Genomic DNA, 16471 nt, shown 5'->3' with positions numbered 1-16471 from the left:
CTACCCCACTTGCCGCTGGACGTACTCGCGCGCCAGGGCAGTGCGGTTCTCATGCAGGACGAGTGCCAACGTCGGGGCGGCTGTCCCGCCGAACAAGGCTCTCGCTCTTCCCGGTTCCATCTCCTGGAAGTCGTCGTCCCCGTCGGACAGGTAGTTGACGAAACTGTCGACGCGCAGGTCGGGAAGCACGAGCCAGGCATAGGCCTGGTCGGGCCGGCTGGGCGGGTTCTGGATGACCAGACCGGAACCGTTGAGCGGCTCGTACGGTCCTTTCAGTGTCGGCGCGACGAAACCGTACAGCCCAGTGGGCGGCCGGCCCGCCGGGTGGAACCCCTGACGGTTGGTGCAGAAGAACAAGTAGTATCGGCCCGCGTGCACGACGATGTGTGGTCGTTCGATCTCGCGATTGATCCCCTCCGCAGTCACCAGGGGCGGCAGCAGGGTCCAGCCGTCGGAAGTCGCCTGGGCGAGGGCGATGGCTCCCATGAAGCGGTCTTGCCATGGGACGGAGGCGGCGACGAGGAGGTAGTCGCGTCCGTCCGCGGGATCGCGGAACCAACCGGGGTCACGGAACGCCTTGATCCGGCCCGGGCCTCCTTCGACGTCGTCCGCGGGCAGGTACGTGTGGCCGTCCGCATGCAGAACCACCCGATGCTCGATGTCACGTCCAAATCGGACGGTCCCGTCGGCCACGTCGAGCCTTGCGCGGGCCTCGACGACTCGCTGGTGGAACGTCGGCCGGGCCGCACCGCGCACACCCGCGGCGGTGTAGAAGATCGACACCGTGCCGTCGGGTCGGCGGACAGCCGACCCCGACCACTCCCGGCTGCCGGGTGAGGTGCCGTCCTCGAACACGTTGCCGAGGTCGCACCACTGGTCGGCGGTCCGCGCCAGGAGCCGAAGACGCGCGTGGTCGTGACGTTCCTCGGGGTGGCCGATGGCGGGCGCGGACAGTGCCATCCACAGCTCGGCGCCGAGGACGACCGTGGGTGAGCCGTCCTCTTCCTGCACCGGCCACGTGTCCCAGATGTCGTGGTGGGGCAACACTCGAGGCGGTGCCACCGGCCCGATGAGTGGCGCGGTGGTCGCGGCGTTCTCGACGAGCCGGTCGAGATGGGCGCGGGTCCACCGCGCAGGGGTGTCGCACATGGGGTGGGTTCAGCCCTTCAGCGAGCCCTGCAGCAGGGCGGAGACGAAACGGCGCTGGAAGATCAGGAAGATGACCAGGGTGGGTGCCAGTACCAGCAGCGAACCGGCGCACAGCAGGGGGATGTCGGTTCCCCACTGGCCTTGGAACGCACCGAGCGCTCCGGCCATGGTCCGCTTGGCCGGGTCGTCGACCAGCACGATCGCGAGCAGGAACTGGTTCCAGGTCCACAGGAACAGCAGGATCGCCAGTGAGGAGATCGCCGGTGCGGCCAGCGGCACGTGGATGCGCCAGAACTGCTGCCAGGTGTTGGCGCCGTCGATCCGCGCGGCCTCGGAGATCTCGCCGGGCACGCTGATGAAATGCGCCCGCATCCAGAAGACCCCGAAGGGCATGAACAACCCGATGAGCGGCAGGATGATCGCCCATCTGGTGTTGAGCAGGCCCATGTCCCTGATCTGGTAGTACAGCGGCGTGATGATGCCCTCGAACGGGAGTGTCAGGCCGAGCACGAACAGCAGGAACACCAGGCGGCGCCCGGCCATCCTGAGGTGGCCGATGGCGAAGCCGGCCAACGTCGCCAGCAGCAACGAGATCGGCACGACGCCGAGAACGATGAACGCACTCGACATGAGCAGTTCATCCATGTGCGCGGCCTGGAACGCGGTCACGAAGTTGCTCCAGCGCGGTTCGCTCGGCCAGTCGAGACCGGCTGGATAGGTACCGGACGGATGCAGCGCGGTGACGAACAAACTGACGAACGGCACGACTGTCACCACCATCAGCACGATGAGAAACAGCCGCCCTGTCCACGCCTCTCGACGCGCGACGATCACGACGACTCCTCTCGGGTGAGCCGCTGGATGGGCAGGACACACACGAGCACCAACACCACGAGAACCACCGCGAGCGCCGAGGCCACGCCCACTTGCCGCTCGACGAACGCTTGGTAATAGATCTCCAGTCCGGGCACCATCGTCGTGTTGCCTGGACCGCCCTGCGTGACGATGTAGACGATGTCGAAACTGGCCAGCGCCGCGATGACGGTGACCGTTACGCAGACGCCGATCTCCTGCCGAAGACTCGGCACGGTGATCGAGAAGAACTCGCGCAGTGGCCCGGCACCGTCGATCCGTGCGGCTTCGTACAACGCCGGGTCGATCTTGCTCATCCCGGCCAAGAACAACAGCGTGCACAGGCCCAACAGCACCCACGCACCGATCACGCCGACGGCGGGTAGTGCGGTGGCGAAGTCGCCGAGCCATGCTCGTGTCACACCGTCCAGACCGACGGATGACAACAACTGGTTGACCAAGCCGCTCGAGGACATCAGCCAGCTCCATGCGATACCGGCGGCCACGAGCGGGATCACCTGCGGGATGAACAGCACGGTCCTGGCGACGACCGCGAGCCTGCTGGTGGCGATGCGCCGGATGGTCGACGCGATGGCCAGGCCCATCACCACCGGGATCCCGCTGAAGAACACGATCAGCTCGAACGCGTTCACGATCGTGCCGGACAGCTCAGGATCGGTGAAGACACGCACGTAGTTGTCGAACCCGACCCACGGTGAGGCGCCGATACCGTCCCACTCGTAGAACGAGTACTGAACGGTGCGGGCCATCGGCACCAGGACGAAAACCGTGTAGGCCGCCAGCGCGGGAGCGGCGAACAGCCAGGCGATCCACTGCCCGCCGCGCCGCCGCGTGCCCTTCGCGGCCCTCGGCTGGTCGTCAACTGAGTCGATGACCGGATCCAGCGCCGTGCGTGCCACCGACATCAGTTCCTGACCTGGCTGGCGTAGTCGGTCTGCACGGATTGCAGCACCCCTTCCGGGGTCTGTTCGCCCGCGAACAGCTTCTGCAGCTGCGGAGTCCAGCTCTTGGCGTAGATCGAGCCGGTGGCGTTGGCGATGAAGTCCATCGCGCCGTTGTCCTTGGCGATCCGGGCCCCGACGGCGAGTGTTTCGGCGGTGACCGAGCCCTGCTGGACCTGCGGCATCGGGGCGTCGGCCGGGCCCATCGGGTGTGAGCCACCGACTTCCACGGCGATCCGGCGTGCGTCCGGGTTGCTCGCCACCCAGTCGAGGAACACCGCGGCACAGTCAGCGTGCTTGGCGTTCGCGGCGATCCCGTACGTCAACGGCGCCGACATCGTGGCGATCTTGTCGCCCCTTTCCGGCGGCAGCGGGAAGAAGCCCGCCTTGCCGGGCATCGACTTGTCGAGGTTGCCGGACTCCCAGTCCCCGTTGAACATGAACAGGCCGTCGCCGGCCATGAACTTGCTCATCATCTTCGTGTAGTCCATGGCGTTGGCGTCGCGGTCGAAGTAACCAGCCCGGATCCAGCCCGCGAGGTGCTGTGCCGCCTTGCGGTTGGCCGGGGTGTCGATCGAGGCGTCCGGCTTCTGGAAGATCCAGTCGTTGATCGCCTTCGGCTCACCGAACGCCGCCATCAGGTTCTGCAGCGGGAACGCGAATCCGCCGGTAGCGCCGCCATTGAACTGGACGATCGGCGTGACACCAACCTGTTTCGCCTTCGCGAGGGCCTCGTCGAACTGCGCGAGCGTGGTAGGCGGGGAGGTCATTCCGATGCGCTCGGCGAGCGTCTTGTTGTAGAAGACACCGGTCATGCTGAAGTTCAGGCCCATGGCGTACAAGGTGCCCTCACCGCGCGGACGGCCGCCCGGACCCACGCGCAGCTGCTCGAGTTGCGAGGCGGGCCAGGAGTCCCAGCCGAACACCTTCGCGTAGCCGTCGAGGTTCTTCAGCAGGTTGTTCTTGACCAAGTCGGAGAGCTGCGGCAGGCGCATCAGGTCCGGCGGGTCGTCCGCCAGCACCCGCGGCGCGTTCTGCGTGATCACCGCGAACTGGTCCTCCCGGATGTCCCATCGGACGTTCGGGAACTGCTTGGTGAACTCGTCAGCGAGCGCCTTCGCCGTGGGAAAGCCGGTCTCGAAGTACCCGCGCAGCGTGACCGCTTCCGTGCCACAGGTGGGCTTCGCGGTCACGGCCGGACCCGTGTTCGTCGACTGTGGACTGTCACTTCCAGGACCGCTACAGCCTGCTGCCAACGTCCCCGCCAGCATGACGAGTCCGATCGCGGCCCTTCGGCGGCTGATGTGACGCGGCATTGCGTCTCCTCGGTTGGTCTCATGGGGACGGACCGGTAGCGCATCTGCGCCAGTACCGATCTGCTAAATCGCTTTAGCTGGGTGGTGGCTAGTGTTACGCTCGGCGCCGACGGCTGTCAAGCGCACCTGGAGGAGGTCTCCGCCGTTGAGCCCACGACGGGTCACGCTCGCCGAAGTCGCCAAGCAGGCAGGCGTCTCCCCCACCACGGCTTCGCTCGTGCTGTCCGGACGGGGGCGGGAGCTACGGATCTCGCAGAGCGTCGAGCAGCGGGTTCTCCAGGCGGCGGACGAACTGCAGTACCGGCCCAACATCGTCTCCGTCGGCCTGCGCACAGGCACGTCCCGGACGATCGGTTTCGTCTCGGACACCGTCGCCACATCCCGCCTCGCCGGGGACATGATCAAAGGAGCGCTTGAGGCCGCCCGTGAACAGGGCATGATGCTGTTCATCGGTGAGACCGAAGGCGACGCGGAGCTCGAACAGGGTCTTCTGCAGGCCATGCACGACCGTCAGGTCGACGGCATCGTCTTCGCGTCGATGTTCACCCGGGCGGTCAAAGTGCCTGCCGGACTGACCGCCGGCCCTGCCGTACTGCTCAACGCAGTCCCCAAGCGGGCCTCGGCACTGCCGTCGGTCGTGCCCGACGAAGTCGAGGCCGGTCGCACCGCCGCACGGATACTGCTCGACGCAGGCCACCGCGACGGCATCCACCTCATCGGCGCTGGTCCCAGGATCCGCGACGTCCCCCCGGAGTCCCTCGCCGCGGTCGAACGGGTCACCGGTATCCGCGAGGTTCTCGGCCAGGCGAAGGTGAGGATCGCCAGTGGCCGCGTCTGCGCCGACTGGCAGCCGGAGTACGGCTACGAGGCCACTCGCGAACTGCTGGAACACGCTCAGCCGCGCGCGCTGATCTGCCTCAACGACAGGATCGCAATCGGCGCGTACCAAGCACTCGACGACTTCGGGTGCAAGATCCCGGCCGACGTCTCGATCGTCTCCTTCGACGACCACCCGATCGCCCAGTGGATCCGCCCCAAACTCACCACCGTCGCACTCCCCCACTACGAACTGGGACGAAAGGCCGTCGAAGTACTTCTCGCCGAGATCAACCGAGACGTCGAAACTGTCGGAACCACTGCCCCGCAAGGTGAGACGTACCGGGTGGCCATGCCGGTGCGAGTGCGCGATTCGGTCGCGTCACCTGGCGCTTGAGCACTGCCCCAACGCGATCGCGGCCATTCTGCCCGACGTGCCCGGTGGCGGTCTGTCCGCACACCGGGCACGAAGTCAATCCACTGTAGACAGAGCTGGCGCCGGTCAGACCGGAACGCTCGACCTCTCCAAAACCTGCATGAACGCTCGCGACCACTCCGGCAGATCCGGCCACCCGCGGCAGGACACCATCGCGCCGTCCACTACGTCAGGCGCGTCCACGAACGTGGCGCCGGCCTGTTCCATGTCAAACTTCAAGGGCGGGTACGCGGCCGTCGTACGACCGCGCAGAAGCCCCAGCGCCGCCGGCACTTGCGGGCCGTGGCAGATCGTGCCGACCGGCAGCCCGTTGTCGAAGAAATGCCTGACAATCCGATCCACGTCCGGATCAAGGCGGATGTACTCCGGTGCACGGCCACCCGGGATGACCAGCGCGTCATAGTCTTCGGGATCCACCTGGCCGAAAGCCAAGTCCACAGGTAACTGATGGCCGGGCTTCTCGGTGTACGCGTCCCAGCCCGGCTCGAAGTCGTGGACCACCAACTTCACCGCCCGCGTCGAAGGAGCAGCCACTACTGCCTCATGGCCACCTTCCCGCAAACGGAATACCGGGTACATCGAGTCGAGTTCTTCAGCGGCGTCGGCTGTCAGGACCAACACTCGTGCCATACTCACTCCTTTCCCTTCCTTGATAGTCCCATCAAGCGCGACACACGGCTAGGGTTTGCTCCCATCAAGCGCCAATCATGGCCGTTCTCCGAAACTTGTCCACTGTGGACTTTCGATAGACCAGGCGGAGGTTCTGCGGACCGACCGCAGCACGATCGCGCACGAAAAGCGTGTCCAGCAATGCGATGAGCGGCCGACGACGACGGCGGTTCATCACAGGCCGCCAGAGGAACAGCACGAGTTCCCCGCCCGGTCGCAGAACCCGGTACGCCTCACGGATCGCGGCCACCGGGTCGGGCATCTCTTCAAGGCTGTATCCGTAGAACAACGTGTCGGCCATGCCGTCGGCCAGAGGAAGCAGGCAACCATCGCCGGTGACACACACCGTCCGCGCGCCTGGTGAACCCGCCAGGTCCTGCTGCAAGGCTTGGGTGCCGCGCGAGGACGGGTCGAGAGCGATCAAAGTGCTGCCTTCACCGACGGTCAGGCCGACGGCCGCGGCTGCCAGCGCCATCGCACCGACCGCGAAGCCGGTGACGGTCATCAGGCGGTTGCCGAAACGCTGTAGCAGCGGACCTGCCACGAGACTGCCGATGATCGCCGCGGCCATCACGAACAGCAGTCGCAGAGCGGCTTGCATCGGTTCCAGCGCCAGCACGAGTTGCAGGTACTGCGCGAACAGCAAGCCCAGGCCGACCAATGACATCAGAACAAGCAGGACACTGCCGACCGCGACACTGAATGCGGGATTGCGGAACAACCCCACCTCAAGCAACGGAACACGCAGTTTCCGTTGCCGTCGCACGAACGCCACCAGCAGCAGGCACCCGAGCAGCCCGGCCAAGGGGCCCAGCACGAACATCGATCCGCCGTGCGGACTTTGCTTGACTGCGAACGCGACCCCGGCCACACCGACCGCTGCCAGGGCCGCGCCGAGCACGTCCCAAGGTCCGTCCGGCGGATCCGCGGACTCCGGGATCAGCCAGTACGTCAACGGAATCACCGCGACCATCACCGGGACGTTGATGAGAAACGCGGCGTGCCATGAGAACGTCTCCACCAGGAAGCCGCCCAGCAGTGGCCCGAGCACCGCACCGGAACCGGCGATCCCGCTCCAGACGCCGATCGCCGTCCTGCGCTCGGCACGATCCGGGAAAGCCTGGCGCAGCAAGGACAAAGTGGCTGGCATGATCATCGCGCCACCCACGCCGAGCGCCGCACGCGCGGCGATCATCACCGGCACGTTCGGCGCCCACGCGCAGGCGAGCGACGCCAAACCGAACACCACATACCCGAGCACCAGGATCCGGCGGCGACCATGTCGATCGCCCAGGGTCCCGAAGGCCAGCAGCAAGGGCGCGGCCACCAACGAATACGCCGCGATGATCCACAGCTGACCGGTGGCCGTCGGCCGCAAGTCCGCTGCCAGCGCGGGCAACGCCATGTGCAGCACCGTGGCGTCCACCGAGACCAGCAGCAGGCTGGCGCACAGGATGGACAGCACGACCCAGCGCCGGTCAACCAGAGGATCAGCGACCGCTGGTCGTCCGTGGTGCATGGTTCCACTGTGGGCAAGGCCGGGGTGTGCCCGCTTCATCCTTGTGGCTGTTCTTGGATCATCCTTTGGTCGGCAATCATCGCGTTTCGGATGGCACGAGCTGGTCGCGGACTGGCTGGGCACAGCCAATCGTTCTCTCGCGGCGACACCGAAGTCATCAGCACCGCGGCTGGTTTCCAGCCGCCGCTCGTCGGGAGTGTTCCAGCCAGGTGGCGGGCCGACCGCCGTTGGGCGATCATACTGAGCCGGTGAACGAGCGGATGGGTGACAAGCTCCGGTGGACAGCGGAGGTCCTGCTGTTCGGGCTGGCCGTGCTCGACGCATGGCTGGGAACCGAGCCTGAGTGGTCGTTGTCCACGGTCGCGGTCGCTGTTGCCGTGCTCGCGCTGCCGTTGCGGCGACGTCATCCGTACGTCGCGTTCGTGTTGACCCTGCCGATGCTGGCCCTGTCGTATGCGGTCGTCGCGGTCTTGATCACGCTGTATGGCGTCGCACGCCACACCCGGGACCGACGGGCGCTCGCGTGGTGCTCCACCGCCGTGGCGATCGGGTACGCGGTGCCCTGGCCGGACAAGGTCGACCTGATCTCCGGTCCGTCCATCATGGTCGACGTGATCTATGCGCTGATGATGGGTGCCGCACCGGCATTCCTCGGTCAGCTGGTCCAAGCCAGGCGCGACTTGTCGCTGCGGCTGGCGGAGATCAACGAAGCCCGCGAACACGAACGCGAACTGATCGCACAGACCGTGCTGGCCAAGGAACGCGCCCAGCTGGCGCGGGAGATGCACGACGTGGTGTCCCATCAGGTCAGTCTGATCGCGGTGCATGCCGGGGTGCTCCAGGTCAGCCCGCCCGATCCGGAGACCAAGGAAGTCGCCGCCACCATCCGCCGGCTCAGTGTCGGTACGCTGGACGAGCTTCGGCACATGGTCGCGCTGCTGCGGGCGTCGGGCAGCGTGGCCACAGACCTTGCGCCGCAACCGACGCTGACCGCGCTTCCCACGCTCATAGCGAACAGTGGCATCGACACCACCGTCGAGGGCACCATGCCCACCGACGCTGACGCCGCCACACAACGAGCGATTTACCGCACGGTGCAGGAAGCTCTGACCAACGTCCGCAAGCACGCCCCAGGAGCCACTGCGGTCGTGCGACTGTGGCACAACGAGGACGAGTTGGGGGTTACGGTGACCAACGGCCCGCCGACCCGGCCCACGCTGTCGCTCCCGAGTGCGCAGCACGGCCTGATCGGTCTGCATGAGCGGGCCGAACTGCTGAACGGCACCCTCACCAGCGGACCGACACCCGACGGTGGATTCCACGTGCGACTGCGCCTGCCCACGACTGGCAGTCCATAGAGGATGGTCACTGGCGGTCGGTCGACAGGGCCAGCCGGACCCGGAATCCACCGTCGATCGTGGGAGCTGCTTCCACTGTGCCGCCGAGCAGTTCGGCGCGTTCTCGTATTCCGAGCAGGCCGTGCCGCGCGCTGGGCAACGACACAGTCGGCCGGGTGGGCCGCGTGTTGGTGATCGTGACGGTCAGATCATTGTTGTCTTGTTCAATGTGGACGGCGGCTACCGCGCCGGGCGCGTGTTTGCGGACGTTGGTCAACGCTTCCTGCACCGTGCGATAGATCGCCCGCTGGGCGTGCGCGCCGATCCCGGTGGGGACGCTGCCATCGAGCCGGACCTCGATACCACTGTGCGCGATGAGCCGCTCGAGTTCGGCCAGAGTGGGTTGCGGGGTGAGTTCGGTGGCGAGGCTGCCGGAGGCTCGCAGCAGGGTCACCATGTGGCGCAGTTCGTCGAGGGTGTCGGTGCTGAGCCTGCGGATGGTGCTTGCGGCGTCCTTTGTGTCCGGATCAGTCGTGCTGACCTGCAGCGCACCGGCTCGCACGGCGATCAGGCTGACCTGGTGGGACACCACGTCGTGCATCTCCCGCGCCAGCTGGGCACGTTCCCTGGCAAGGGTTGTCTCGGCGACAAGACGGCGTTCGTGGCAGCGTGCATCCTCAATCTCCCTCATACGCGCCATGAGCTGGCCGAGGAACACCGGTGCGGCCGCGGTCATCGCAGCGTAGACGACGTTGCGCAGCAACGCCTTATCCGGGACCGCCGACAAATCGTACGGCGACCAGGGAAAGTCGTAGCCGAGAAAAACCGCGACAGCGCAGGCCGCCAGTACCCGCCGGTCACGAGTGTTCCTGGCGACGGTGTAGAGCGCGATCAACATGGCGACCATAGCCGCCGACAAAAACCACGAAGGCAAGGCCACCAGGAAGGACACATAAGGCAGACGCCGCCGGACGGTCAGACCGAGCACTGCGAGCACTTCGAACGCGATCGTCAGCAGGTCAAGGTCTTCTGCGGCGAAGACCTCCGTGGTCAGCCACACATCCAGCGCGGCCGCACCGACAAGTGCCGCGTCGATCACCCGGTCCCGCCTGGCCATCAGTCGCTGTGCCGCAGCAGCCCGGCCCGTTGCGCGAGCAGCGCGGCCTGTACCCGGCTGCCCACCCTGAGCTTGGTGAGAATGGCGCTGACGTGGTCCTTGATCGTGCCCACACTGAGGTGCACCCGCGCGCCGATGTCGGCATTGGACAGTCCCTCGGCGATGAGCATGAGCACATCCCGTTCCCGGTCGGTCAGCTGCGCGACGCGGTCAGCGGCCGCCGAACCGGCGCCTGCGTCCAGATAGCCGTCCACGACCGCGCGGGTGACCTTCGGCGACAACACCACTCCGCCGCTGGCCAGGGTACGGACCAACTGGGCGAGCTGTTCCGGGTCGGTGTCCTTGAGCAGGAACCCGGCCGCACCGGACCGGAGCGCGGCCGCGATGTACTCGTCGGAGTCGAACGTGGTCAGCATGGCCACAACGGGCGGATCGGACATCGCCCGCACCTGACGCAGGATGGTGAGCCCGTCGACGTCCGGCATCCGGATGTCCAGCAGCACGACGTCAGGCTTGCACGCGGTGATCTCGCGGACCGCCTGGGCACCGGTCGCGGTGGCGACCACGTCGATGTCTCCCGCGGCTCGCAGGATCAGCTCGAACCCCGAGCGGACCAGCGCTTCGTCGTCCACCACCACTACCCGGATCACGCTCGACTCCTCGCTGGCCACCCTTGTCCCGGTATAGCCGAGGATAGGCCCATCCGGCACGCTGTCGGCGCACGTCAACGGGGACGGACGACCGCGGGCGGACACGTTCCGGCCGACTGGCTGGCGCGTACCCCGCCGACCGGCGGGGGCCATGTGGACATCACACGGATGGCCTGCCGCCCTCGCGGGCACGACTCTGGTGGCCATGACTGACGACTTGCTCGATTGCGTCCCACCACTGGCGGTCGGAGTTCCCGTGGTGGGAGTCGTCATGACGTTCGCCACGGCCGTGTACCACGGTCCACGGCAACTCTGGGACTTCACGTGCAACCCGCCGCTGATCTGGATCGGATCGTCGGCAGAAGGCGCTGGGCAGACCGTGGTGACATGGGCAGCCGGCGACGATGCGGACGAATTGCTGGCCATGCCCGAGCAGATGCGGTTCGACCGCGCGCTGGCCAGCGTTCGCACCATCACAGGCAACTGCGGCGCGATGTACACCGCCGCCGAGACGCGCATGTGGACAGACCGATAGTCCGGTGTGGATCTGGCTTGCGACGTGCGTCCACACACTCCCCAGTAGACGGCCGGCCAGTTGTTCGCTGACTCGTGACGTCGGGTCAGTTTCTCCTTTTAGGACTGTTTGCGCGAGGATGAGCCCATGAACTCGTTGCTGCTCGCCGCCGCGGTCGCCATGGTTGTCCGGTCGCTGGCAGCGGCCCGGCTGGACCGGTGGAACCTCGGCGCGCCGGTCGTGATGGTGCTGGCCGGTGTCGTGGTCGGCCTGCTCAACGAGAACTCCATCGCGCCTGTACTGAACACCGAAGCGGTGCAGCACGCGGCGGAGATCATCCTCGCGGTGCTGCTGTTCGTCGACGCCACCGAGTTGCGCGGAGGACGGTTGTGGGGTGGTTACCCCGGCCTGGCGGCCAGGGTGCTGCTCATCGCCCTGCCGGTGAGCCTCGGGCTGGCCGCGCTCCTGGGCTGGCTGTTGTTCCCCGGCCTGCCGTGGGCGGTGCTGCTGCTGATCGCGGGTGTCACCGTGCCGACCGACTTCGCTCCCGCGGAGCGGCTGGTGCGCGATCGGTCGCTGTCGATGCGAGTACGCAGCGTGCTGAACGTGGAAAGCGGCTACAACGACGGCATCATCTCCCCCTTGTTCCTCTTCGCGTTGATCCTGGCTGGTGACCAAACCCAGCAACGGACTCCGCTCGACGCACTGGCGACGGTGGTTCCCTTCGCTGTCAAGGCCATCGTCGTCGGTGTCGTGCTCGGCACCTTGCTCGGGTGGTTGATGGATCGTGCACACCAGGCGGGATGGCTGACCGGTCAGTCCGGGCGTGTCGCGGTGCTGTTGGCACCGTTGCTGACCTTCACGGCGACCGTCGCCATCGACGGCAATGGGTTCGTCGCGTCGTTCGTCGCAGGCGTCGCCTTCCGCTACGTGCACCGGCTGCGCAAGGCACGCAGAGTCCACGACGGCCGAGCTGACCGCGCGGAAATCAGGGCAGACGCTGTGAACAAGGACTTCATCCTGTTGGAGGACGTCACCACGCTGCTGACCATGACCATGTGGTTCGTCGTCGGAATCGCGGCTGTCCTTGTGTACTCACTCGGAATTTCGTGGCAGGTGGCGCTCTTCTGCCTTGCGGTGCTCACGGTGATCCGCATGGTGCCCGTGGCACTGTCCCTCGTCGGGTCCAGGATGTCGGGGCGTGAGCGCCTTCTGGTCGGGGCGTTGGGACCACGCGGCACGACGTCGATCGTGTTCGGTCTCCTGGCCTTCAACCGGCTGCCGGAAGGAACCGCTGCCGACACGATCCTGGTCATCACGGTGACGTGCGTCCTGGGAAGCGTGGTGCTGCACGGCATGGGTGCCAAGCCGATGACGCTCCTCGTGCCCCAAAAGGGAAGCTGATCCCGCCACGGGTCATCGGCAGGCTGGCTGGTAGGCGACATCGGGCAGGTGCTTCTGCCACTCGGCTTCGGTGATGATGTCGCCTGTGGTCGAGCAGATCTGGCTGGCGACGCGTTCCGGGTCGATGTCCCAGAACCTGAGGTCTCCGTTGGCGGCGGCCAATGTGCGGCCGTCCGGGCTGAAGGCCAGGCTCCATGTCGTTTGCCGGGACCGGTCCAGACTGGCCACAGTGTACGGTTTGGCGGGATCGGTGACGTCCCAGATCTGGATCTGCCCGCGATTGCCGCCGGCCAGAATCGTGTTGCCGGGACTGAATGCCAGCGTCTGGATGTGGCCGTCCAGTCCGGTGATCTCCGGGCCTGCCGGTGCGGACCGCTCGCGGTCGGTGATGTCCCAGAGGCGCACGACGCCGTCGGAACTGCCGGTGGCGAAGATCCGTCCGTCGGAGGTGAACGCGATCGCATAGATGATGTCGCGCGCGGCGGCCAGCGGCTGGCCGATCATGACGGGGTTGCGAGAATCCTTGAGGTTCCAGAACCCGACTTTGCCGTTGGCCGTGGCAGCCGCGAGCGTCTGGCCGTCCGGGCTGAAGGCGACCGCGAGTACCAGGTTCGTCCGTTCGACGTTGAGCTTGGCCACCGGGACGGGCCGACGCGGATCGGCTATGTCCCACAGGTGTGCGTGGCCGTCTTCGCTGGCCGCGGCCAGCAGGCGGGAGTCAGGGCTGATCGCGAGACTCCCGATCGCCAGCGTGGGCCCGGTCAAGGGCGAGCCGAGCCGGACCGGCTGGCGAGGATCGCTGATGTCCCACAGGACCACGGCCTTGTTTTCGCGGGTGTCGGCGGCGAGAGTCCGGCCGTCCGGGCTGATCGCGACCGTGCCACCGATCTGGTCTGCCTGCGGGAGCAAGGCAGGCCCGATGGTGCTTGGCCGATTGCGTTCAGGTACGTACGCGAGTTGCACGTCGCTGCCCGCGGACGCCACCAGTTGCCCGCCGGGGTGGTAGGCGATGGTGGTGATCCGGCGTTCGGTGGCCGGAACCGACGGTCCTGGGACGGTCCAGACGCGGGCGATGCCGTCGACGCTGTTGGTGACGAGCAAGCGATCGTCGTGCCGCCACGCCACTCCCGTCACAGGTTCGGGGTGAGGCAATGAGGTGATCATGCGCCGGGCTTTCCAGTCCCACAGTTGTGTGGTGCTGGAGGCGTTGCCCACGGCGATGAGATTGCCGTCGGAACTGAACGCCATGGCGTAGATCGAGTTGAGGGCGGCATTCAACGGCTCACCGATGGGTACGGGAGGTCCCGAGTCAGGAACGGTCCAGAAGCGCACCATGCGGTCGTTGCTGCCCACGGCGAGTGTCGCGCCGTCCGGGGTGAAGGCGACCACGTTGACCCTGCTTGGAATCTTCAGTGGCGCGCTTTTCGCCAAGGGCTGTCGCGGATCGCTGATGTCCCAGAGATGCGCCGCGCCTGCGGTGTCAGCGGCGGCGAGAACAAGCCCGTCCGGGCGGAACGAGACCACCTGCACGTCGCCAGCCGAGCCGATGATCGGTTGCCCGACAGGCGTCGCTGGAGTCGCTGCAACGTTCCACAGCCGCACAGTCTTGTCGGCGCTGCCGACCGCCAGAACTGTCCCATCAGGACTGAACTCGATGCTCAACACGCGTTTTTCCGGGCCGGTGAGCGGCTCGCCGAGCGGAGTGGGGTGCGCCGGATCGGTGACGTTCCACAGCCGGATGGTGTTGTCGCTGCCTCCGGTGGCCAGAGTGCGGCCATCCGGGCTGAACGCCACCGCGTACACCGCTTTCGTGTGCCCGGTCAGCGGTTCACCGACCCGGCGGGGGTTCTGCGGATTGCTCAAGTCCCACAACAGAACGGTGGTGTCGGAGTCGGCCACGTCGGACGCTCCGGCCGACGCGAACAGCTTGCCGTCCTTGCTCACCGCGATGACCTGGCGAGTTCCACCGGGGCGGACCATCCTGGTCACCATTGGCGCCCCGGACGAGGCGATCAGGCTGGACCGGGCGTCTGTGGTCGGCGCGATCCGGTACGCGGCCAAGGACAGCTGTGCGGCGAGTGCCGGGTCGCCGTCACGCAGCCGGTTGGCGGTGATGGCGATCTGGCGGGAGATCGCCCGGTCCCTTTCCTCGTTGGCCCTCGACCGCTGCTCCAGCGCCACAACGGTCATCGTGCCGGTCAGCAACGTCAGAACGGCGAGGACAGCGAGCAGTTGGTGCAGGCGGCGTGCGCGGCGGCGCGACCTGGTCTGCTCGGCTAGTTCCTGCGCGACGCTACTGTTCAGGAATTCCCGTTCCAGCGGATTGAGCGCGGCCTCGTGGTCCTGGCTCCAGTCCCGAACCGCCGCGAGCCGGGCGCCGCGGTAGAGCGTGTCCGGGTCCCGGTCGCCTTCGTGCCATGCCTGCGCCGATTCGGTGAGCTGGCGGTGCAGGCGCAGGCCCGCGCGGTCGGCATCGATCCACTGCCGCAGCCGCGGCCATGCCGGGATCAGCGCCTCGTGGCTGATCTCGGCCATGTCAGCGTCCACTGTGATCAGCCGGTGTTCGACGAACCGGTCGAGCACCTCGTGCTCCAGCAGCTCCGCCCGGCGAACCCGGCGGCGGGTGTCGACGGTGTCCTCACCCACGTGCACCAGCCGCAGGAACACCCGGCGAGCCGCCTCCCGCTCAGCGGGCGACAGTTCTCCGTAGACAGACTCAGCCGTCTGCGCCACTGCCCCGGCAATACCACCGCTGGAACGGTAGTCGGCCACGGTCATCGTCCCGCGACGACCGCGTTCCCATGTCGCCAGCAACGCGTGCGACAGCAGTGGCAACGCGCCTGGGTCGTGTGCGGCTCCGTCTCGATGGGTGGTCGGCCCGAGCTCGTGCAGCATCAGTTCGACGAGCCCGTCCTCCAGTTCGACGTTCGCCTTACGAGCTGGCTCGACAATGGCCCGTTGCAGCTCAGCTTCGTTCATCGGCCGCACAACCAGGTGCGCGTGCTGCAGCGCCGACGCGAGGAGGTCGTGCCGGAGAGCCGACGCGTAGAAATCGGCCCGCATCCCCACCACAACCGGCACAGTCAAGGCACCGAGCGCTGCGACGAAGGCATCGCGTTCGGCCTCGTCCGAGCAGAGCGTGAAAACCTCCTCGAACTGGTCCACCACGGCAACTTCGGCGCCAGCCAGGTCGGCGAGCCGCTCCAGCGGGCGGGCGCCCGGGGTCGTCAACCGCATCCGCTGCTGAAACGCCGATCCGAGGCCTGCGCGCAACAACGAGGACTTCCCGGAACCGGACGCCCCGACCACCATCAACAGACCTGGCCGTTCGGCAACTCGCCGCATCAACGTCTCGGTGAGCGCCTCCCGGCCAAAGAACCACTCACCGTGCTCGACCTGGAAACTCTCCAGCCCGCGATACGGCACGACCTTGCTCGCCGGCCGACGCCCAAGCGGACGCCGCACGCGTTCCAACGCGTCAACCCACCGCCGGATCTCATCGGGATCGCGGACACCGCAGACCTCGAGAACCTTCGTGAACAAGGCCAGCTGCGACGTGCTCGGCGAATGCCGTCCGCTGAAATAACCGCCGACAGTGCCGTAGGGCGCGTCGACCTCCTTCGCCACTTGCCGAATCGTCAGTCCCGCCCGGCGCCGCAACGCGTCCAACTCGCGTGCGAACTCGTCGCGCATCCCCCGGCCTGCTTCGTCGCCCACCCTGGCTCCCCAA

13 protein-coding genes are annotated in these 16471 nt (G+C 66.9%); 4 read left to right on the top strand and 9 right to left on the bottom strand.

Annotated elements, in window-relative coordinates:
• From B9C43_RS36830 to B9C43_RS36815, 4 genes are read right to left on the bottom strand one after another with little or no spacing between them, the layout of a single operon-like run.
• Complete coding sequence (locus tag B9C43_RS36830) at positions 1-1149, bottom strand: glycoside hydrolase family 68 protein (RefSeq protein WP_084431429.1); 1149 nt, start codon at positions 1147-1149, stop codon at positions 1-3.
• 9 nt (positions 1150-1158) lie between these two features.
• A complete protein-coding gene (locus tag B9C43_RS36825) occupies positions 1159-1983 on the bottom strand; it encodes a carbohydrate ABC transporter permease (protein ID WP_033388979.1) in 825 nt (274 codons plus the stop codon).
• Positions 1980-2927, bottom strand: coding sequence for a carbohydrate ABC transporter permease (locus tag B9C43_RS36820; RefSeq protein ID WP_084431427.1), 948 nt, complete (start codon positions 2925-2927; stop codon positions 1980-1982). Before B9C43_RS36820 ends, B9C43_RS36825 begins: the two co-directional genes overlap by 4 nt.
• A complete protein-coding gene (locus tag B9C43_RS36815; protein ID WP_200825864.1) occupies positions 2927-4156 on the bottom strand; it encodes an ABC transporter substrate-binding protein in 1230 nt (409 codons plus the stop codon). Before B9C43_RS36815 ends, B9C43_RS36820 begins: the two co-directional genes overlap by 1 nt.
• Positions 4157-4424: 268 nt before the next feature.
• On the opposite strand from B9C43_RS36815, the gene B9C43_RS36810 reads away from it, so the two are divergent.
• A complete protein-coding gene (locus B9C43_RS36810) occupies positions 4425-5492 on the top strand; it encodes a LacI family DNA-binding transcriptional regulator (RefSeq protein ID WP_033388980.1) in 1068 nt (355 codons plus the stop codon).
• Positions 5493-5597: 105 nt separating this feature from the next.
• Here B9C43_RS36810 and B9C43_RS36805 read toward each other — a convergent pair whose 3' ends face one another.
• Together B9C43_RS36805 and B9C43_RS36800 are read right to left on the bottom strand one after the other, a co-directional pair.
• Positions 5598-6161, bottom strand: a complete 564-nt coding sequence (locus tag B9C43_RS36805; protein ID WP_084431425.1) for a DJ-1/PfpI family protein — start codon at positions 6159-6161, stop codon at positions 5598-5600.
• A gap of 64 nt (positions 6162-6225) precedes the next feature.
• On the bottom strand, positions 6226-7719 hold the full coding sequence (locus tag B9C43_RS36800; protein ID WP_160096937.1) for an MFS transporter: 1494 nt from the start codon (positions 7717-7719) through the stop codon (positions 6226-6228).
• 248 nt (positions 7720-7967) lie between these two features.
• On the opposite strand from B9C43_RS36800, the gene B9C43_RS36795 reads away from it, so the two are divergent.
• Entirely contained in the window at positions 7968-9077 is a 1110-nt protein-coding gene (locus tag B9C43_RS36795) for a sensor histidine kinase (RefSeq protein ID WP_235039067.1), read from the top strand.
• A gap of 7 nt (positions 9078-9084) precedes the next feature.
• Here the strand turns inward: B9C43_RS36795 and B9C43_RS36790 are convergent, their stop codons facing one another.
• Positions 9085-10173 (bottom strand): sensor histidine kinase, encoded by a 1089-nt coding sequence (locus B9C43_RS36790; protein WP_084431421.1) that lies wholly within the window; start codon positions 10171-10173, stop codon positions 9085-9087.
• Positions 10173-10823, bottom strand: coding sequence for a response regulator (locus tag B9C43_RS36785; RefSeq protein WP_200825863.1), 651 nt, complete (start codon positions 10821-10823; stop codon positions 10173-10175). Before B9C43_RS36785 ends, B9C43_RS36790 begins: the two co-directional genes overlap by 1 nt.
• Positions 10824-11028: 205 nt before the next feature.
• Here B9C43_RS36785 and B9C43_RS36780 point away from each other — a divergent pair, with 205 nt between their 5' ends.
• Both B9C43_RS36780 and B9C43_RS36775 read left to right on the top strand, forming a co-directional pair.
• Positions 11029-11358 carry a hypothetical protein gene (locus B9C43_RS36780; protein ID WP_084431417.1) on the top strand — a complete coding sequence of 110 codons (330 nt, stop codon included), beginning with the start codon at positions 11029-11031 and terminating at the stop codon, positions 11356-11358.
• Positions 11359-11484: 126 nt separating this feature from the next.
• The gene (locus B9C43_RS36775) at positions 11485-12741 is read left to right on the top strand and encodes a cation:proton antiporter domain-containing protein (protein WP_084431415.1); all 1257 of its coding nucleotides are present in this window, start codon (positions 11485-11487) and stop codon (positions 12739-12741) included.
• Between the two features lie 12 nt (positions 12742-12753).
• On the opposite strand, the gene B9C43_RS36770 is transcribed toward B9C43_RS36775, so the two are convergent.
• Positions 12754-16458, bottom strand: a complete 3705-nt coding sequence (locus B9C43_RS36770; protein WP_160096935.1) for an nSTAND1 domain-containing NTPase — start codon at positions 16456-16458, stop codon at positions 12754-12756.
• Positions 16459-16471 lie beyond the last annotated feature (13 nt).

This window comes from Kibdelosporangium aridum, assembly GCF_900176515.1.
Taxonomy (GTDB): domain Bacteria; phylum Actinomycetota; class Actinomycetes; order Mycobacteriales; family Pseudonocardiaceae; genus Kibdelosporangium; species Kibdelosporangium aridum.
The sequence above is the reverse complement of the archived record's forward strand: the minus strand, read 5'-3'. Positions and strand labels throughout refer to the sequence as shown.

Coding starts and splice junctions, on each gene's coding strand:
- B9C43_RS36830 (WP_084431429.1), bottom strand. CDS start 1,149: ATGTGCGACACCCCTGCGCGGTGGACCCGCGCCCATCTCGACCGGCTC.
- B9C43_RS36820 (WP_084431427.1), bottom strand. CDS start 2,927: ATGTCGGTGGCACGCACGGCGCTGGATCCGGTCATCGACTCAGTTGAC.
- B9C43_RS36805 (WP_084431425.1), bottom strand. CDS start 6,161: ATGGCACGAGTGTTGGTCCTGACAGCCGACGCCGCTGAAGAACTCGAC.
- B9C43_RS36800 (WP_160096937.1), bottom strand. CDS start 7,719: ATGCACCACGGACGACCAGCGGTCGCTGATCCTCTGGTTGACCGGCGC.
- B9C43_RS36790 (WP_084431421.1), bottom strand. CDS start 10,173: ATGGCCAGGCGGGACCGGGTGATCGACGCGGCACTTGTCGGTGCGGCC.
- B9C43_RS36780 (WP_084431417.1), top strand. CDS start 11,029: ATGACTGACGACTTGCTCGATTGCGTCCCACCACTGGCGGTCGGAGTT.
- B9C43_RS36775 (WP_084431415.1), top strand. CDS start 11,485: ATGAACTCGTTGCTGCTCGCCGCCGCGGTCGCCATGGTTGTCCGGTCG.